The organism is Nitrosopumilus cobalaminigenes (assembly GCF_013407145.1).
Classification (GTDB): domain Archaea; phylum Thermoproteota; class Nitrososphaeria; order Nitrososphaerales; family Nitrosopumilaceae; genus Nitrosopumilus; species Nitrosopumilus cobalaminigenes.
In genome coordinates, this window is sequence record NZ_CP026993.1 from 311,077 (window position 1) to 329,833 (window position 18,757).

Below are 18,757 nucleotides of genomic sequence, written 5' to 3' on the forward strand. Positions count from 1 at the left end.
TTCTTTTTGATAATTTGAATCACGTATTACCGTTTTCTAAGAAGCAATCATACGACAACGTTATTTGTGATGAAAATGTGTTTTACGCATATTGGATAGGAAATTTTTTGGTTTAGTGGCTACTTTGTCTATAATGTTACTTTTCACTACTGTTGATGTTGAAGCATCAAGTAATGATAATCTATTCGTCTCAGCTGAAAATTCTAGATTTGACAATAATTTTGCTGGTTCTATGATAATTGAAGTAGTGGTAAATGACCCAAATCTAAAAGACACTGGTGAAGGAAAGGGAGAACCTGATGTGACAATTAATGGAAAATCATTAAGAATGGTTCAGGCAACAGATGGCAATTGGTATGCATATTTTGCAAATGTACAGAAAGCCAAAGAAGCAGATTCTACAGTTGGTTTAGCAGGTGAAGGGTTGGATTTTGGTGTTTTTTGTAGTCGCAATACTGCTTCCTCTATAATTGGAATATCTCTTTCAGACACTGATGGATTTGCAATTCCACGTTCTGCTGTTGGTTCAACTAATGGAAACACATCCTTCTCTGAATGTACTGGATCTCCATCTGGAACAAATGTAAATAATGTTGTTAGAAATGCAAAAGCCATCAACACCAACTCCAATATTCCCTCTGGACAAATTGGATTGGATCCTGATGCTTGGCCATTAATACAACTTTATTCATTTGATAACATTAACATCCAATACAACCCTGGTGGTCAATCACAACAGGTTTCATTAGAATATGATGAAATCCAAAACATATCTTTGAATGTTGACAGAGATCTTTTTCCAAATAATGCAGAAGTTTTCTTGACTGTAAATGATTTTCAATTAAATCAAGACCCAACTGATGAAGATTCTTGGACATTTGATATAGGTTCTACTCCCTCAATATTTTATCAAGCATATGATGATGCAGGAACTAGTTCTGCAAATGGAGGAATTGGTTTAGTTGATTTAGTGCCACATTTAGATAATATTGGTTTTGAAGACAATGGCCAACTTTCAATAAATTTAGGTTCTGTTCTTGAACTTCAATCAAATGATGAGCAACCCAGTACTAGTGTTTCAGATGGCACTATGACATATTCAGAGATTTTAACATTAGTTGAAGTTGGTCCAAATTCTGGAATATTTGATAATGGGGATGATAATGATCAATCTACTTTAGGAATTTTAGATGATGCTCCACGAGGTCAAGCAGGTTCAATTTCTTATAATGATAAATCTATTTCAATTGTAACAGGATCATCATCTGCTTCAGTTGCTTTGGTAAATCCGACATTAACTTTAGGTGATGGATTACAATCTTTGAAACCTGGCACAGAATTTCCACTTGTTCTAGTTGACCCTGATCAAAATATCAATTCAGGTGTACGTGATAACTTGGATGTATTTCGAGATTCTTCAATTATTCCAACTTTGAGAATTGGTTCTCCGATAACTCTTGAAGATGCTTTTGATGTTGATTTCTTCCCTCTCTCTACTGCTTCTCTGACTTTAGGTGATTCAGCAAATTCTGATGTACCTGACTCAAATTCTGCACGCCTGAATATTGACACATCCACCGTCTCAAATGGTGCATTTGAAAAAATCTCGTTAAATATGGGGTTAACAGCATCTGATTTAGATTCCTTCTTTATTGATTCCTCAGTCTCGAATTCTGATGGTACGAACTGGTTAAATTATGATTTCAGATCATTTACTAATGATTTTGGAATTTCAGATTTTTCTGATACAACAATTGAATTATCCTTTGGAACTTTGGGTTCATCATCTATAACAATTGTAGATTCTGGAGATTTAACTTCCTCGCATGGACTAATTCAAATTGACGATACTGATGTACAAGCAATTTCTACAAAAAGCGGAACAGTTTATGTTGTAATCAATTTTGATTCATCAAATGATAGTACTGGAATTGCCACTGTATCAAGTGAAACTAATGATCAACCCATAGTTTTAGATTTCTTTTCATTTGGAATTGTAAATGCTAATGATGTAAATCATTCCATTTACCGTTTTGAACTAGAAGAGACATCTGATAATTCATCTACTTTTGATGGAACTCTGGAATATTCTGTTGCAAATGAATTAAATATTTTAGATTCAGATTTCATTCAAACCATTCGAACAATTGATGATCATATCAAATTCATTATCACTGATAGATTGGTTGATGATGAAGGCATATCAATTTCCTATTCAGATCTTGATGTGTCAGGTGTTTTTACTACAACTTCTACAAAATCTGACATCAATACAAGTTCTGGTGTTTTATCTTCAAATTCACAAACATATCGTTTTGGACAACCTGTAACCATAATTGTAAATGATCCTGATCTAAATTTGAAAAATGATTTAGTTGATATCTATTTCACAGTTAATGATCCTAATTCAGTTAATGTTGATACCGTAGGAAAAGATGGGATTATTTTACTTGAAGTTTTGATTAAAGATATTCGTTACAAACGTTGTACTGTTGATGGAGTCGAGTATGGTGGTTTGGGTGCTAGTGGTTTTTCTCTTGTAGAAACTGGTCCTAGTACAGGCATTTTTGAAGGTGTATTCAAAATGCCCTCTAAAATATGTAACAAATCTGGAACAGCATTGATTTCTTCAGCAGGAGGTAGTCTTGATGCAAAGTACTATGATTCTAGAGATAATTTAGGAAATCCTAATACCTTTAGTTTGTTGAGAAGTTCTACTTCTTCATTTTACAGTGTTCCACAATTAAGTTCCTATGAAATTATAAAACCTGTTTCAAATATTTCTGAAGATATCATTCTATCTGGAAGTCTTGATAACCATAGACGAGGAATTCCTTTGGATGTATTAATTACAACTCCTGATGGTAAGACTCAAAATTTTGCAGCAACAATTTCTAGCAGTGGAAATTATCGTTCAATAATTTCAATAACTGATAAATCTCTAACAGGAATTTATCAAATAGAATTATCTCACAATGATGAATTTGTTAAAACTCTATCATTTGTTGTTATGAATACTTCAATTCCTGAATGGATCAAAAATAATGCCAAATGGTGGTCTTCAAATTCTGTAACTGATTCTGAATTTATTGATGGAATTGAGTATTTGATTGAGGAGGGATTAATTACAATTTTACCTGGAACTCCTATCACAATTTCTGAACAAGAGATTCCTGAATGGATCAAAAATAATGCCAAATGGTGGGCAAATGATCAAATATCTGATGAGGACTTTGTAAAATCAATTCAATACTTGGTCAAAAAAGGTATCATAAGAATATAATCTGGTCAATTTTTGTTTCATTGAAAACATAAATACCTCAACTCATGAATCAAAATGAAAATGAGGCTAACTGGATTCTTAGCATTTGCATTATTATCAATTTCAATTCTATCATATGGCATTAGTGGTGCTGCTTTTGCAACTAGTGATCCCAATCCTGCATTACCTGTATCCACTGATTTAGATATCGTTTCAAATGGTGCATCAGTTGTAATTTCTGGAACTCTTCCTGATTATGATTCATCATCTGGAAAAGGACTCACTTTTCTAATTGTATCTCCTGACAATGCAATTGTGCAAATAGGACAGTTAACTCCAAGTTCTGATGGATCTTTTTCAAAAACTATTGTTGCTGGTGGTCCTCTATGGAAATTATCTGGTGATTACACTGTCAAATTACAATATGGTGCTGATAAATCTGAAGTTATGGTAAATTATGTTGGTGGAGAACAAGTAATTTCTGGCCAACCAGAACCAACCCCTGAACCAGAACCAGAACCAACCCCTGAACCAGAACCAGAACCAGAACCAACCCCTGAACCAGAACCAGAACCAACCCCTGAACCAGAACCAGAACCAACATGTGGTGCAGGAACTGAATTGGTAAATGGAATGTGTCAAGTAATCAAATCAGAACCAGAACCTGACAGTGGATGTTTAATTGCTACAGCAGCATATGGAACTGAATTAGCACCTCAAGTACAATTACTAAGAGAAATTAGAGATAACACATTATTCAGCACAACATCTGGAACATCCTTTATGTTAGGATTTAACACAATATACTATTCATTTGCACCAACTGTTGCTGATTGGGAAAGAGAAAGCCCAATGTTTAAAGAAACAGTCAAGACACTCATCACTCCAATGTTGTCAACATTATCAATAATGTCGCTCGCTGATGAAGGTTCAGAAGTTGAAGTATTGGGACTTGGTATCTCTGTAATTGCTCTCAACTTGGGTATGTATATTGCAGCACCTGCATTGATTGGATTCAAAGTTCATCAACACATCAAAACTAGAAAATAATCTAATAACTCTCTAGGTTATTATACTGAAACACATTATGATTTTTCATGCATATTGAGTACGAAGAATTCGAATCAGTTGAAGATATTCTAATGTATATGGCATCAGCTGCACCTCCAATGAAAAATACAATGCCAATTAATTCATACAAGGGATATGTGTTGTCATTTATTCCACTTAGTCCTTCAACTGGAGAAACATACCTGATGCTTTATGCAAAAGGCTCTCTAGAACCAGGAATTTATGAATTTGATGTTGCATCAAAATCATTCAAAAAAGTCGAAGGTATAGAGAGGGCAGACAAAGTTTACTTTATTTCATTGACACCAAAACGAAACACCATAGCAGACGTTGCTATTGAAAATCTATAATTTCTTTGTTTGAATTTTTGGTGCAGTTACTGATCTGCTTCTTGCATATTTACCTATAATTTCGTCCGGAGTTCTTCCATTGAATAGGTCTTTACATAATCCTCGCAAATATCTCATAATTGCCCAAGTACCTGCTTTGAGAATTCCATACATGAATACTTTCATTGGAGGTCCGTAAGTCTTGTTTCTAAGAATAATTGGAATGATGTCATTAATGACACGTAAATTATTCTCCCAACATTTCCAAAATAGTGTAAATTGTGCTTCATTCAAATTTCCGAAATGCATTGAGTTCTTTTCACTAAAGTCTTGATAAAGTAAAGGTGCTACCAAACCTCTAAAGTCCATTTCTCTAAAGTCACTCATCATATCAATTGTATATTGAATATCATCTGGGGTTTCATCAGGCCATCCAATAATGATGGTTGCAGCTGGGAACCAATGATTTTCATTTAGAATTTTAGCTCCTTCTCTTACAACACTTCCCCATTCTTCAGGTGCAAATGGTTTTGTTTTAACACCAAGATGTTTCTTTACCATGTCTGGTGCCACTGTTTCAATTCCCAAATTAGTTGCAAGCCATCTTCCGGTTCTATCTTGTTCATTAATGTGAGAAATTTGTTGCATCAAAGTAGGATCTGCTGCAACTGCAGAAAATGTCATATGTGTTGTTCCAACAAAATTTGCCCCTAATCCTTTCAATCCTTGCCATAAATCAACAATGGCGTCTCTATTTGGAACAAAATCTCTATTATCACATCCATAAAGTAACATTTCATCAGAATGCAACCATATGGAATCAAATCCATAATCTAGGTTAGTTTTTGCTTCTTGTTGTAATCTTTCTAATGGAAGATCTTTCTTTGATCTTTTGTTTACATCACAAAAGTCACAACCTCTTCCACAACCTCTCATTGCTTCAATTAGCGAATTAATTGTAGGTCCTTCAATAACTGGAATATTTTCAAGATTCCTTACGAAACAATGCATTAGTTCTGGAGCATCATTTTTTTCCAAATCTTGGAATAAATCCACAGCTAACTCATCTGCTTCTCCTACAACTACTGTGTCAATTCCATGAATTTTCATTCTATCTGATTTGGCTAATTCCCATGCACCGTTTCCTCCAACTACTACTTTGAAATCATATTTCTTTTTGAGTTGAATAATACTTGCACACATTTTTTTAAACTTCATTGCAACATACGATAATTTTTCTGGAGACATTGTTGTTGTAACTGGAGCCATTCCTAATGGATCCATTACATTAATTCCTACAACTTTGGTATCTGGCCCAATTGATTTTTGAAGCATTTCAGGATGTGCCATGAAAACATCCTCTCTTTTGTATCCTCCTTGAATCAATGAACTTTCAATTCTCCTCAATCCAACTTGGGCAACTTTAACTTCTCCTGTTATTGGATCCGTTTCTACTGAAGGGCAAAATACTTTATCAAATACCCATTCTGGTAGAACCTCATATGGACCACATGCGATAAACCCATAAAGAAAATTCCCTCGATAATTTGTCATTAAGCTACGATCAGCAGTAAGTACAACACGTTTGCCAGCCAATTACCCAACTTCTTTTAGGTATGTTATATATCATTTACGAGGTAGGCAATTCTAGAATTTTATTTTAAATTATTTTTCTTTATTGCCCTATTAGCAATATTTGCTGCAATCCCCCCTGCTGCAATTCCGTTATCGATATTTACTACAGATAATCCCAAAGAACAACTTTGAAGCATTGATGCCAAAGCCGCTATTCCTTTTTCTCCATACCCATACCCGACTGATGTAGGAATTCCTATGATTGGAATATCTACCAATGTAGAAACTAGAGTTGCCAATGCGCCTTCCATTCCTGCAGCAACTATGATGCAATCTACTTCTTCATTTACCATTTCTTTTAAAATTGGAAAAACTCTCTGAATCCCTGCTACTCCTACATCGTAGCTTGTAATGCATTTACAATTCATTGCCTCACACATCAATCTGGCTTCTTCAGCTACTCCTATGTCTGAAGTACCTGCTGTCATAATTCCAACTTTTCCCCCCTGAAATTTAATTGGTTTATTATAGAGTAATAATGATGATGAATTTTTTCCAGTTTTTATTTTGACTTTTAATCTCTTTGCAAATGCCAATATTTTTGGATAATCGCTTTTCTTAATTCTGGATACAATTACTGAATTTGTTTTTTCCAGAGTTCTTTTTGTAATTTTTTTAATTTCATCTAATTCTTTTGTTTCAGCAAAAATTACTTCTGGAATGCCTCTTCGTTTTCTTCTGTTGAAATCTATTTTTACAAATCCTTCTACTTCTTCAATTGAATATAACGATAGCAACTTTTTTGCATGATTTGTTGAAATTTTTCCTTCCTTAACTGATTCTAGAATTTCATGAATTTCCAATGATAGATTTTCTTTGTTAGTATAAAAAAAGGCTTAGATCTCAATACCTGAAATAGCACTTTTTACACTTTCAACTGCTTTATCAAACACCTGTTTTTCTTCATCATTTAGATCCAACTCTATAATTTTCTCAACTCCTTTTTTACCAATAATTGCTGGAACACCAATTGTAACATCGGAATGACCATATTCTCCATCAAGATATGTTGCAACTGGAATGACTTGTTTTCTATCTCTCACAACTGATTCTAAAATTGCAGAAATTGCATTTCCTGGTGCATGAACTGTGGCACCTTTTAATTCAATTACCTTAGCTGCTACTTGTTTTGTGTTTATTACTAATTCATCAAGTTTCTCTTTTGGAAGAAAAGATGATAATGGAATTCCTGATACTGACGAAAATCTTGGTAGTGGTAACATGTTTTCTCCGTGTTCTCCGATTACTAGAGCTCTTATGGAATCACGAGAGTGACCTGTTGCCTCGTGAATAAATTGTCTAAATCTTGATAAATCTAACATACCTCCCATTCCAAACACTCTGCTTCTATCGAATCCTGAAACTTTGTATGTGATGTAAGCCATTGGATCAAGTGGATTTGTCACCGGAATTATCATAGAGTCATCTGCATATTTTTTCACATTTTCAACCACACTTTTTACAATCGATGCATTAATTTTCAAAAGATCCATTCTTGTCATGCCTGGCTTTCTTCCAGAGCCTGCTACAACTACAACTGCTTTTGAGCCCTTCATATCTGCAAAATCATTTGAACCCTTTACTTCTACATCTATTCCCTGTTCTGAAAGCATATGGTTGATATCCATTGCTTCTCCTTGAGGAAGTCCTTCGGCAACATCTAGTAATAATATTTGATCATCTAATCGTTTTAGTGCTGAAAATAACGCAGCATCTCCGCCTACTTTACCTGAACCAATTATAGTAATCATAGAAATCGGTGTTAATTTTGAATAATTAAATCTAATGAAATTTTCGAAATATTAGTCGAATTTATAAGCATTTTTGATAATTTTTAATCATGGTTATTGTTATTGATCCGCAAATCGCTGGTATATCTGGTGATATGCTTCTTTGCTCCTTAATCGATTTAGGATCTGACAAAAATAAAATTATCAAAGGTATTCAAGAATCTGAAAAATTCCTTCCAGGTTCTACAATAAAGAAAATTGATTTTCAAAAAATTCAAAAACATGGAGTTGAATCCTTACAACTAATTTTAGAACTTGATGAAGATATCCATGAAAGAAAAGGTTCAGAGATCAAAACTGCGATATTGAATTCTGTAAATAAATTAGATCTTTCTGAAAAAGCAAAATTGTTTGCGGAATCTTGTATTGACACATTAATTTCCTCTGAATCCAAAATACATGGAATTCCTGAAGAATCTGTTCATTTTCATGAAGCATCCAGTATTGATACTTTGGTAGATATTGTTGGAATAACATTGGCATTGGAGGATTTGGGGTTATTTGAAGAAAAAATTGTTTGTTTGCCTGTTTCAGTGGGTGGTGGATCTGTATCATTTTCACATGGAACAATGTCAAATCCCGCAAGCGCCATTCTTGAGATTTTCAAAAATTCCAATTTGATAATTAAAGGAAATGATGCAAATGAAGAACTTACAACACCAACTGGAGCCTGTGTTTTAGTAAATTTGGCTCATGAATCAGTAAGATATTACCCTTCAATGAAAATTGAATCTATTGGATATGGTGCTGGACAAAAAGATTTTGAATCTTTTTCCAATGTTTTGAAAATTGTTAGAGGCTCTGAAAACCATTTTGAAGTTGATTCTGTAAAAATACTTGAAACAAATGTAGATGACATTTCAGGAGAAATTTTAGGAAATCTAATTGAGAAAATTATGGAAAAAGGAGCACGAGATGTTTCTATTTACCATGGAATCACAAAGAAAGGAAGACCTACTAATCTTGTATCAGTAATTTGCACTGATGATACTATTGATGAAATAACAGATACGCTGGTTTTGGAAACTGGAACTTTGGGAATTAGAGTTTCTGATTCAAATCGATTTATTGTTCCAAGATCAAATCATAATGTTTCTGTAACTTTAAGCGGTAAACCTTTTCAAGTAAACTACAAAAAATCTTCTTTCAAAGGAAAAACTGATTTTAAAATTGAATTTGATGACTTGAAGACAATTTCTAATGCAATTGATAAATCCATTAAAGAAACTGAAATCTTTTTGAGAAAAGAAATTGAAAAATTGGAGGCAAATAATGACCACTCTTGAAAGTTTAGTTGATTGGTTTGATGACAAAAATAAAGTAATGATTGCACTTTCTGGAGGCGTAGATAGTGCTCTTGTGGCATATGCTGCATTTCAAAAACTAGGAAGTTCTGCCATTGCAGTTACTGCTGATTACAAAACTCTGTCCGCAGAGGAACTTGGTACTGCTAAGCAGATTTGTTCTGAGATAGGTATCAAACAACTTCTTTTGGATTACAGTGAACTTGAAAATGAGGATTTTATAAAAAATAATTCAGATCGATGTTTTCATTGTAGGATGGAATTGGGAGATCATTTGATTCAACTAGCAAAAGAGCACAATGTGAAAGTCATTGTAGATGGAACAAATCTTGATGATTTGGGTGATTATAGGCCTGGAATTGAAGCATTAAAACAAAATGGAATTAGAAGCCCTTTGGTGGAAACTCGTTTTTCAAAACCAAAAATTCGAGAAATTGCCAAAACAATTGGATTATCTGTATATGACAAGCCGTCAAATTCATGTTTGGCATCAAGAATTCCCTGGGGGCAAAGAGTTACTGCAGAAAAATTAACTAGAATTGAATTTGGTGAAACTATTGTAAAACAACTTACAAATGTAAAACAAGTAAGAGTGCGTGATATTGATGGTTCTGCAAAAATTGAAGTTGAGAAACAAATGATATCTAGACTTGATCAAAATGTATTGAAACAAATCACTGAGAAATTAAAGATGATTGGATTTACTTCTGTTGAAGTTGATCAAGAAGGGTATAAACCAGGAAAAATTAATGTGATTGCAGATTGATCTATCTTGACAATGCCGCATCAACTCAAATTCATGAAGATGTTTTAGAATCAATGTTACCTTATCTTAAAGAACAATATGGTAATGCATCATCTATTCATCGATATGGTAGACTAGCTCACAAAGCAATAGAAAAAGCAAGAAAACAAATTGCACAATTAATCAATGCTGATCCTTCAGAAATTTTGTTAACTTCTGGCGGTACTGAATCAAACAATACTGTTCTTAGAGGAATCCCTGTAAGTGACACCTCTAACCAAATTATTACATCCTCAATTGAACATGATGCTATTTTAGAGCCATGCAAAAAACTTTCAGAATCTGGATTGATTGTTGACTATTTACCAGTTGATAAATTTGCAATGATTAATCCATCTGAATTGAAAAATCATCTATCTGAGAATACTTGTCTTGTTTCAATAATGTTTGGAAATAATGAAGTAGGTACTGTACAAAAAATTTCTGAAATTGCTAAAATATGCAATGAACAAAATATTCCATTTCACACTGACGCTGTTCAGGCAGTTGGTAAGATTCCTATTGATGTGAAAGAATTAGGCATAGATTTACTATCAATTTCCTCTCATAAACTACATGGTCCAAAAGGCATAGGTGCATTATTCATCAAAAATGGAATTAAAATTGATCCTGTAATTTTGGGTGGGGGTCAGGAACATGGTTTGCGTTCTGGGACTGAAAATGTTGCTAATATTGTTGGATTTGGTAAGGCATGTGAAATTGCAAAAAACAATTTAGATGAAAATATGGCATATGTTAGTAAACTTCGCAATATTTTAGTTGACAGAGTTTTAGAGGAAATTCCTGAAGTAACTCTTAATGGTGATCCAAAATCTAGATTACCAAATAATGCTCATTTCACATTTCTTGGTGTTAATGGTGAGGATCTTATAATCAAACTAGATGAATATGGAATCGCAGCTTCAACAGGTTCTGCATGTTCTGTTAATACTCAGAGAGCTTCACATGTTTTACAAGCAATGGGATTTTCTCATGAACAAATTACTGGCTCTCTAAGATTAACAATGGGTGTGTTTAACAATGAAAATGAAATTGAACAAACTGTTACATCTCTTAAAAAAATAGTTGAAGAATTAAGATCCTTCTCACCATTCAAAGAAAAATATTCTTTTTCTAAAACCTAAATTTTGATTTGAAGTTTATTTCTAGTAACTATTACTGTGGCCATAATACCAACTATCAAAACTACCATTGCGATTGTACCAAATTCTGGGACTACATATGTGCCAATAATTTCAATATCTGAATCTCCTTGTTCAAAATTAATAGTAATTACTCTGGAATCTGAATTTACAACTGATTCTTGATATGCTACCTCAATACCATCTATTAGGATGATGAAAGTATCATCTTTACCATCTTGTTTTTCAGCCCCTATGAATTCTCTAGGTAGATCTAAAGTTATGGTTCCTTCATCTGTTGCATCAATTTGTACTATGACTGCAAAAATATCGGAATCTACCACCATATTTTTTACAGTACCCCCTTTGATGGTGTACTCTACATCAAAAGTACCATGACTTCCTGCATCAACTTCATAAGGTTCTGTTGTTTCAATGGCTTCTGATTTTGGGGCGTATGAAAATTCTGTCTCTATCTGATGTTCTTGATATGAGGCAACAATGGTGTAATCTCCGGATTTTTTCCACAATGCTCCTTCAGCAAGGAATGTTTTTGTAAAACTTCCATCTTGAGCCACTGTCAACTGTGCAATATCTACTAAATTCCCCTCAGTAAATAATTGTAATATTACAGGCGTTTCCCCTATTACTGTTTTCACATTTCCTGAAACTACTACTGTGTCTCCTTCATCATAATGATTATCATCTGTTTGAACTGAAATTAGAGGTTCTTGTGCAAATACGGTTCCTGTAGTAATTATCAATAATGCAATTAGACTATAAAATATTCTAGAACCCACAAATTTCAAAATACTCGTTTGTATATTTCCTTTACTATTAAAAAATGAAAAAATGAAAAAAGTTGTGTGACTTTTAGTATCTTGGTATAATGCTTAGTCTTGATTTTGCAGATACTGCAATTATTGAGATAATTGCTACTGCTAGAATCATAGCTGCGATTGTACCAAATTCTGGAATCACAAAGGTACCGATTACTTCAATTGTTTCAGCGCCTGCTGGGAACATCACTGTTACTTTGTTTGCAACAATTTCAACATCATCCCATTCTTCTCCGTCAACTAGTACCATGAAGATACCGTCTTGGACTGTTTTTGATGGGGTTATTGTTAATGTTCCATCATCTTCTGCGTTGATGCTAATGACAATCGAATTATCATTAGTATTGAGGGTTGCACTAGTTACCATTCCACCTGAAATGCTAAATGGTACACATTGACCACTTGCAGATAATTCGTTAGAACTACATTGCTTAGCTGGTTTGCTTGGTGTTTGATAATTTGGTGTATATGCAACTCCACCACTTAATTCAACTTTTGCACTGTTACTTTTTTCAGCACTTCCATAGTTTGCTTTAATGGTGTAGGTACCGTCGTATTTCCATATTGCCCCTGCTGTGTTTAGTGTTGTCTCAAAACTTCCATCTTCAGCTACAACTAATTGATCAATTGTAACGATAGAGTTTAGAGGACTAATCACAGTAATTGTAACTGGAAATCCAGATGTGTTTGCTACTTGGCCTTTTACTGTAATCATGTCGCTATGTCCATATTCTGTTTTATCTGTCCAAACAGATACTGGGATGTCTTTAAGCAACATTTTGTTTGCTGCTGCTTTAGCATCCTCCATAGTACATCCTACACATGCTTGTGGTAGATCTGAATGATCTTCCATATGTTCACCACCTTCATGGTGTTCAGCATATGCTGTTGACATGGTTAAAGTACCGACTGCAGTCAATAAGGCTAGTAGTGCGAACGTCGTACGGTTGTTCATCTTGTTGCGATTTGCACCTGTCTCTATTTATGTATATTTAAAAAGAGAAAAAAGTTGTGAACTTAGTATCTTGGAATAATGCTAAGTCTTGATTTTGCAGATACTGCAATTATTGAGATAATTGCTACTGCTAGAATCATAGCTGCGATTGTACCAAATTCTGGTACTACTACTCCGTCTTTGATATCTACTTCAGATGAAGCAGTATATTTTGGATCGTCAAATTGTTTGACACTTACAGTGTAAAATCCATCTTGTTTCCATAATGGTCCTCCTACTGTAATCTTAGCAGCAAACTCTCCATCAAGCATTGGTGATATTTGAGCCACTTTCACCACATTTCCATTTGGTGCAATCACCTTAACTGTGATATCTTGGCTTACTCTATCTGTTTTTCCAGTAACTTCAAACATTGTTGAACCATTCTCGATAATTATTGCATCAAGCATGAGTCCTGTATCTTTTGCAACATTTGTGGTATTTGGTGAGAAAATTCCTGTCTCTAAATTAGATTCAGTTACAGAAGTTCTTTTAGTCATACCATCTGTTACTTCCACAAATACTTTCAAAGTGTACAATGAATTTGCTCCGGTGCCTTGCATTGCTTTGATCTTGTAAAATCCATCTTCAGTCCATGTTGGTCCGACTTTGAATGTTTTCACAAAAATACCTTCTGCGTCTGGTGACACTTGATCAATTGCAACAACATTGCTTCCACTTGGTGATGTTACAGTAAATGTAACATCATTAAGTTTTGAAATTGTTTTACCTGATACAGTTATTGTATCTGAGCCTTTATCGGCTGTAGCGGTAATAGACATTCCAAGAGTTTGAGCAAAAGCATCTTGCTGAATAGAGGTCATTGAAACTATTGACAATACCATAAGAGCTATTGCCATTGATGTTGTAGAACGTTTAAAATTCATCCTATTTTCACCCAACATTATTGTTATTTATGTATATTTAATAGATTTTTGTGATCTAATCTGTGGATTTTAAATTCATTAAAAATAGAAAAAAAGATGAAATTTAGTATCTTGGTATAATACTAAGTTTTGATTTTGCAGATACTGCAATTATTGAGATAATTGCTACTGCTAGAATCATAGCTGCGATTGTACCAAATTCTGGGACTACAAATGTACCGATTATTTCAATCTCTTCAGCCCCTGCTGGGAATGCTATGGTAAGTGTTCTGTCAGTTGATGATGTTGTTTCATCAAAGTCTACTTCTTCTCCATCAATCAAGACGAAAAAGTCGTCATCTCCACCATTAATTGTTGCATCCAACACAGATCTAGGGATTGTGAGGGTAAGTGAACCGTTATCAGTAGCATCAATAGATATGATAAGTGAATTTGCTTCCACATCAGGCATGATACTTAGTAATTTTCCGCCTGTAATTTCATATCCAATCAAATCACTGGAACCTTGAACTGAAACTGTTGTATCAGTTACTTCAGAATCTCCACCAGTTGGTGGAATTACTGTAGATCCTCCGAATTCAAATGATGTTGTTGCTGAACGATTAGGAGTTCCGTATTGAACTGTAATTGTATACATTCCTTCTGCTTTCATTAATGAACCACCAGCTGTAGCTTCAGTACTGAATTTTTTATCAGCACCTACTGTTATTTGTGCAATTGATACCAAGTTTCCATTAGGAGCTTTGATAATTACACTTACTGGAGTTCCTGAATACAGATCTCTTACTTCTCCTGTTACTAGAATTGTTTCACCTTCTGCATACGAAGATTTGTCAGTAGTAACAACAATCGAGCTTTGTATTTGTCCAAATGCTGGTGCCATACCAATACTTACAACTAAGATTGCAGTTAAGGCAAACACCGATAGATGAGCTTTCATCATTTTTACGCCTAAATTTATACTATTTAAGGTTGTGAAAATATTTGTTGACTAAATAGAAAAAAGACTGATTTTCGGCAGACTTCAAATTACATATATATTAACCCGAGCGTGAATTTTTGACAGTTTGTGTGTTTTCATTAGTGTTACATTTAATGTTCGATGTGGGGGTATTCTAAATGGCAACTAAGAAAAATCAAGTACTGGTACCTGATCATGTCTATGTCCCAAAACATGAAATCATTACAAAACAAGAAGCTGAAGAAGTTTTAAAAAAATACAATTGTAAACCAACTGAATTACCATTAATCTTTGTAAACGATCCTGCAATTTTGGGACTTGGTGTAAAACCTGGAGATATGATTAAGATCACTCGAAAAAGTCCAACTGCTGGTGAAAGTCTCTATTATCGATATGTGGTGGAAATCTAAATGGTAGATCCTTCAACTAAAAGATGGCCAGTAATTCAAGACATCTTAAAACGAGAAGGTATTGCTCGTCAACACCTAAACTCTTTTGATGAATTTTTAGAAAGAGGACTACAGAGTATCATTAATGAAGTTGGACAAATTGATATTGAAAATGCAGAATATCCATACAAGATTCAACTTGGTAAAGTAAAACTTCAACAACCAAGAATGATGGAACTAGATGGCTCTATTACACACATTACTCCAGCTGAAGCTAGATTGAGAAATGTTTCTTATTCTGCACCAGTAATGATGGAAGCAAGTGTTGTTGAAGATGGAAAAATCCTAGAATCAAGATTTGTCCATATTGGAGATGTACCAGTAATGGCAAAATCTAATGCATGTATTTTACACAATTTCTCTTCTCAAAAATTAATTGAACATGGTGAAGATCCAAATGATCCTGGTGGTTACTTTATCATCAATGGTTCAGAACGTGTCATCGTTGGATTAGAAGATTTATCATACAACAAAATTATTGTAGATAGAGAAACTGTAGGTGGCAACATTGTTTTCAAAGCCAAAGTATATTCTTCAATTGTAGGTTATCGTGCAAAATTAGAACTCGTCATGAAAAATGATGGATTAATTGTAGCCCGAATTCCTGGTTCTCCTGTAGATATCCCAGTTGTTACTTTGATGAGGGCACTTGGACTAGAATCCGATAGAGAAATCGCATCTGTAGTTTCACTAGTTGATGACATTCAAGATGAATTGGAAGGCTCTTTTGAAAAAGCAGGAGACGTACCAACATCAAAGGATGCCATTGTCTATATCAGTAAAAGAATTGCACCTGGAATGTTAGAGGAATTCCAAATTAAACGTGCTGAGACTTTGCTTGATTGGGGCCTCTTACCTCACTTGGGAAAACATCCTGAAAACAGAAAAGAAAAGGCACAATTCTTGGGTGAAGCAGCTTGTAAATTATTAGAATTAAAACTTGGATGGATTACTCCAGATGACAAAGATCATTATGGAAACAAAGTAATCAAATTCGCAGGACAAATGTTGGCAGATCTTTTCAGAACTGCATTTAGAAATTTGGTTAGAGATATGAAATATCAATTAGAAAGATCTGGTCAAAAACGTGGAATTAATGCAGTTGCTGCAGCAATTCGACCGGGAATCATTACTGATAAACTAAACAATGCTATTGCAACAGGAAACTGGGGAAGAGGTAGAGTAGGTGTTACTCAATTACTTGACAGAACTAACTATCTATCAACAATCAGTCATCTTAGAAGAATCCAATCTCCTCTAAGTAGAACACAGCCAAACTTTGAGGCAAGAGATTTGCATGCAACTCACTTTGGAAGAATTTGTCCAAGTGAAACTCCTGAAGGTTCTAACTGTGGTTTGGTGAAAAACTTGGCACTATCTGGAATTATCTCCGTTAATGTCCCATCTGAAGAAATTGTAGAAAAACTCTATGATCTTGGAACTGTTCATTTCTTTGATGCAAAAGAAGATTTGAAAAAAGACGGAACCAGAATTTTTGTAGATGGTAGATTAATTGGATATGCCAAAGATGGTCAAGAACTAGCAGAATCCCTTAGAGAGTTGAGAAGAAACTCAAAGATTCACCCACACGTCGGAGTATCATTCCATAAATCCGAAATTGAAGGTTCAACAAGAAGACTGTATGTCAATTGTAATGCTGGTAGAGTATTACGTCCATTAATCATTATCAAAGATAACAAGCCATTACTTACTTCAGAATTATTAGATAAAATTTCAAAGAAACTACTCTCATGGACTGACCTCCTGAGAATGGGTGTCTTGGAAATGATTGATGCAAACGAGGAAGAAAATTGTTATGTTACATTAGATGAAAAAGATGCAAAGAAACACACTCACTTGGAAGTATTCCCACCGGCAATTCTTGGTGCAGGCGCTTCTATCATTCCATATCCAGAACACAACCAATCTCCAAGAAATACATACGAATCTGCAATGGCAAAACAGAGTTTAGGATTTTCAACACCTATGATGAATACTAGTACATATGTTAGACAACACTTTATGCTGTATCCTCAAGTTCCAATTGTTAATACAAAAGCAATGAAACTATTAGGTCTAGAAGATAGACCTGCAGGACAAAATTGTGTTGTTGCAGTATTACCATTTGATGGTTACAACATCGAGGATGCTATCGTATTGAGTAAAGCATCTGTTGATAGAGGTCTTGGTAGAACTTTCTTCTTTAGAATTTATGATGCTGAAGCAAAACAATATCCTGGTGGAATGCGTGACAGCTTTGAAATTCCTAATGCTGAAGATAACATTAGAGGTTACAAAGGTGAACGAGCATACAGATTACTTGAAGATGATGGAGTAGTTGCATCAGAAGCCACAGTCAAAGGTGGAGATATTTTGATTGGAAAAACTAGTCCTCCAAGATTTATGGAAGAGTACCGAGAATTCGAATCTTCTGGTCCTTACAGACGAGATACTTCAATTGGTGTAAGACCATCTGAAGCAGGTGTTATTGATACTGTAGTTATGACTCAATCAAACGAAGGTGGAAAAATGTATAAAATTAGAGCCCGTGATATGAGAATTCCAGAAATTGGTGACAAATTTGCATCAAGACACGGACAAAAAGGTGTTCTAGGAATTTTAGCTAAAGCAGAAGACTTGCCATATACTGCAAGTGGAATGTCTCCTGATGTTTTGATTAATCCTCATGCATTCCCTTCAAGAATGACAGTTGGAATGATGATGGAATCTATCTGTGGTAAAGCAGCAGCATTACGTGGAAAAAGATTTGATGGTTCAGCATTTGTCGGAGAGAAAATGCCTGAGGTTAAAGAAGTAATGGATGCACATGGTTTCGAATATTCTGGTAAAGAAATAATGTATGATGGAAGAACTGGAAAAGCATTCCCAGTTGAAGTTTTCATTGGAGTTGTATATTACCAAAAACTTCACCACATGGTTGCAGACAAAATCCATGCAAGAGCACGTGGACAAGTTCAGATGTTAACTAAACAACCAACTGAAGGAAGAGCAAGAGGTGGTGGTTTAAGATTTGGTGAGATGGAAAGAGACTGTTTAATTGCATATGGTGCTTCTATGATTCTTAAAGACAGATTGTTAGACGAGTCTGATAAATCTGATATTTTTGTATGTGAAAGATGTGGACTGGTTGCATATCATGATGTTAAACAAAGAAAATACGTTTGCAGAGTTTGTGGTGATAAAGCCAAAGTATCTTCTGTATCTGTCGCATATGCATTCAAACTACTCTTACAAGAAATGCAAAGTCTTAACGTTGCACCGAGATTGTTAATCAAGGAGAAAATCTAGA

15 protein-coding genes are annotated in these 18,757 nt (G+C 34.5%); 8 read left to right on the forward strand and 7 right to left on the reverse strand.

The window, feature by feature from the left end; genetic code table 11:
- The first annotated feature begins 133 nt into the window (after positions 1-133).
- The 3 genes from C5F47_RS01810 to C5F47_RS01820 are packed head-to-tail and all read left to right on the forward strand — an operon-like array spanning position 134 to position 4,683.
- The gene (locus tag C5F47_RS01810) at positions 134-3,283 is read left to right on the forward strand and encodes a peptidase (protein WP_179361749.1); all 3,150 of its coding nucleotides are present in this window, start codon (positions 134-136) and stop codon (positions 3,281-3,283) included.
- 54 nt (positions 3,284-3,337) lie between these two features.
- Positions 3,338-4,312 carry a CFI-box-CTERM domain-containing protein gene (locus C5F47_RS01815; protein WP_179361210.1) on the forward strand — a complete coding sequence of 325 codons (975 nt, stop codon included), beginning with the start codon at positions 3,338-3,340 and terminating at the stop codon, positions 4,310-4,312.
- Positions 4,313-4,359: 47 nt separating this feature from the next.
- Positions 4,360-4,683, forward strand: coding sequence for a hypothetical protein (locus C5F47_RS01820; RefSeq protein ID WP_179361211.1), 324 nt, complete (start codon positions 4,360-4,362; stop codon positions 4,681-4,683).
- On the opposite strand, the gene C5F47_RS01825 is transcribed toward C5F47_RS01820, so the two are convergent.
- The 3 genes from C5F47_RS01825 to C5F47_RS01835 are packed head-to-tail and all read right to left on the reverse strand — an operon-like array spanning position 4,678 to position 8,048.
- On the reverse strand, positions 4,678-6,258 hold the full coding sequence (locus C5F47_RS01825) for a B12-binding domain-containing radical SAM protein (RefSeq protein WP_179361212.1): 1,581 nt from the start codon (positions 6,256-6,258) through the stop codon (positions 4,678-4,680). The genes C5F47_RS01820 and C5F47_RS01825 overlap by 6 nt on opposite strands.
- Before the next feature lie 59 nt (positions 6,259-6,317).
- Positions 6,318-7,100 (reverse strand): nickel pincer cofactor biosynthesis protein LarB, encoded by a 783-nt coding sequence (gene larB, locus C5F47_RS01830; RefSeq protein WP_179361213.1) that lies wholly within the window; start codon positions 7,098-7,100, stop codon positions 6,318-6,320.
- Between the two features lie 33 nt (positions 7,101-7,133).
- Positions 7,134-8,048, reverse strand: coding sequence for a malate dehydrogenase (locus C5F47_RS01835; RefSeq protein WP_179361214.1), 915 nt, complete (start codon positions 8,046-8,048; stop codon positions 7,134-7,136).
- A gap of 89 nt (positions 8,049-8,137) precedes the next feature.
- Here C5F47_RS01835 and larC point away from each other — a divergent pair, with 89 nt between their 5' ends.
- From larC to C5F47_RS01850, 3 genes are read left to right on the forward strand one after another with little or no spacing between them, the layout of a single operon-like run.
- The gene (gene larC / locus C5F47_RS01840; RefSeq protein WP_179361215.1) at positions 8,138-9,373 is read left to right on the forward strand and encodes a nickel pincer cofactor biosynthesis protein LarC; all 1,236 of its coding nucleotides are present in this window, start codon (positions 8,138-8,140) and stop codon (positions 9,371-9,373) included.
- Positions 9,360-10,157, forward strand: a complete 798-nt coding sequence (gene larE, locus C5F47_RS01845; RefSeq protein WP_179361216.1) for an ATP-dependent sacrificial sulfur transferase LarE — start codon at positions 9,360-9,362, stop codon at positions 10,155-10,157. The genes larC and larE overlap by 14 nt, the downstream gene beginning before the upstream one ends.
- Positions 10,154-11,320, forward strand: a complete 1,167-nt coding sequence (locus C5F47_RS01850; RefSeq protein ID WP_179361217.1) for a cysteine desulfurase family protein — start codon at positions 10,154-10,156, stop codon at positions 11,318-11,320. Before larE ends, C5F47_RS01850 begins: the two co-directional genes overlap by 4 nt.
- Here the strand turns inward: C5F47_RS01850 and C5F47_RS01855 are convergent.
- The 4 genes from C5F47_RS01855 to C5F47_RS01870 all read right to left on the reverse strand — a co-directional run bounded on the left by C5F47_RS01855 (position 11,317) and on the right by C5F47_RS01870 (position 14,977).
- Positions 11,317-12,117, reverse strand: coding sequence for a PEFG-CTERM sorting domain-containing protein (locus C5F47_RS01855; protein WP_179361218.1), 801 nt, complete (start codon positions 12,115-12,117; stop codon positions 11,317-11,319). The two genes, C5F47_RS01850 and C5F47_RS01855, sit on opposite strands and share 4 nt — an antisense overlap.
- Before the next feature lie 73 nt (positions 12,118-12,190).
- Entirely contained in the window at positions 12,191-13,051 is an 861-nt protein-coding gene (locus C5F47_RS01860) for a PEFG-CTERM sorting domain-containing protein (protein WP_246271214.1), read from the reverse strand.
- A 122-nt stretch (positions 13,052-13,173) separates the two neighbouring features.
- Entirely contained in the window at positions 13,174-14,037 is an 864-nt protein-coding gene (locus tag C5F47_RS01865) for a PEFG-CTERM sorting domain-containing protein (RefSeq protein ID WP_179361220.1), read from the reverse strand.
- A gap of 103 nt (positions 14,038-14,140) precedes the next feature.
- Positions 14,141-14,977, reverse strand: coding sequence for a PEFG-CTERM sorting domain-containing protein (locus C5F47_RS01870; protein ID WP_179361221.1), 837 nt, complete (start codon positions 14,975-14,977; stop codon positions 14,141-14,143).
- Between the two features lie 179 nt (positions 14,978-15,156).
- Between C5F47_RS01870 and C5F47_RS01875 the strand changes: the two genes are divergently transcribed.
- Positions 15,157-15,408, forward strand: a complete 252-nt coding sequence (locus C5F47_RS01875; RefSeq protein WP_179361222.1) for a DNA-directed RNA polymerase subunit H — start codon at positions 15,157-15,159, stop codon at positions 15,406-15,408.
- The gene (locus tag C5F47_RS01880; protein WP_179361223.1) at positions 15,409-18,756 is read left to right on the forward strand and encodes a DNA-directed RNA polymerase subunit B; all 3,348 of its coding nucleotides are present in this window, start codon (positions 15,409-15,411) and stop codon (positions 18,754-18,756) included.
- Position 18,757 lies beyond the last annotated feature (1 nt).

Coding starts and splice junctions, on each gene's coding strand:
- larE (WP_179361216.1), top strand. CDS start 9,360: ATGACCACTCTTGAAAGTTTAGTTGATTGGTTTGATGACAAAAATAAA.
- larC (WP_179361215.1), top strand. CDS start 8,138: ATGGTTATTGTTATTGATCCGCAAATCGCTGGTATATCTGGTGATATG.
- C5F47_RS01870 (WP_179361221.1), bottom strand. CDS start 14,977: ATGAAAGCTCATCTATCGGTGTTTGCCTTAACTGCAATCTTAGTTGTA.
- C5F47_RS01815 (WP_179361210.1), top strand. CDS start 3,338: ATGAAAATGAGGCTAACTGGATTCTTAGCATTTGCATTATTATCAATT.
- C5F47_RS01860 (WP_246271214.1), bottom strand. CDS start 13,051: ATGTCAACAGCATATGCTGAACACCATGAAGGTGGTGAACATATGGAA.
- C5F47_RS01875 (WP_179361222.1), top strand. CDS start 15,157: ATGGCAACTAAGAAAAATCAAGTACTGGTACCTGATCATGTCTATGTC.
- C5F47_RS01880 (WP_179361223.1), top strand. CDS start 15,409: ATGGTAGATCCTTCAACTAAAAGATGGCCAGTAATTCAAGACATCTTA.
- C5F47_RS01865 (WP_179361220.1), bottom strand. CDS start 14,037: ATGAATTTTAAACGTTCTACAACATCAATGGCAATAGCTCTTATGGTA.
- C5F47_RS01820 (WP_179361211.1), top strand. CDS start 4,360: ATGCATATTGAGTACGAAGAATTCGAATCAGTTGAAGATATTCTAATG.
- C5F47_RS01810 (WP_179361749.1), top strand. CDS start 134: ATGTTACTTTTCACTACTGTTGATGTTGAAGCATCAAGTAATGATAAT.
- C5F47_RS01835 (WP_179361214.1), bottom strand. CDS start 8,048: ATGATTACTATAATTGGTTCAGGTAAAGTAGGCGGAGATGCTGCGTTA.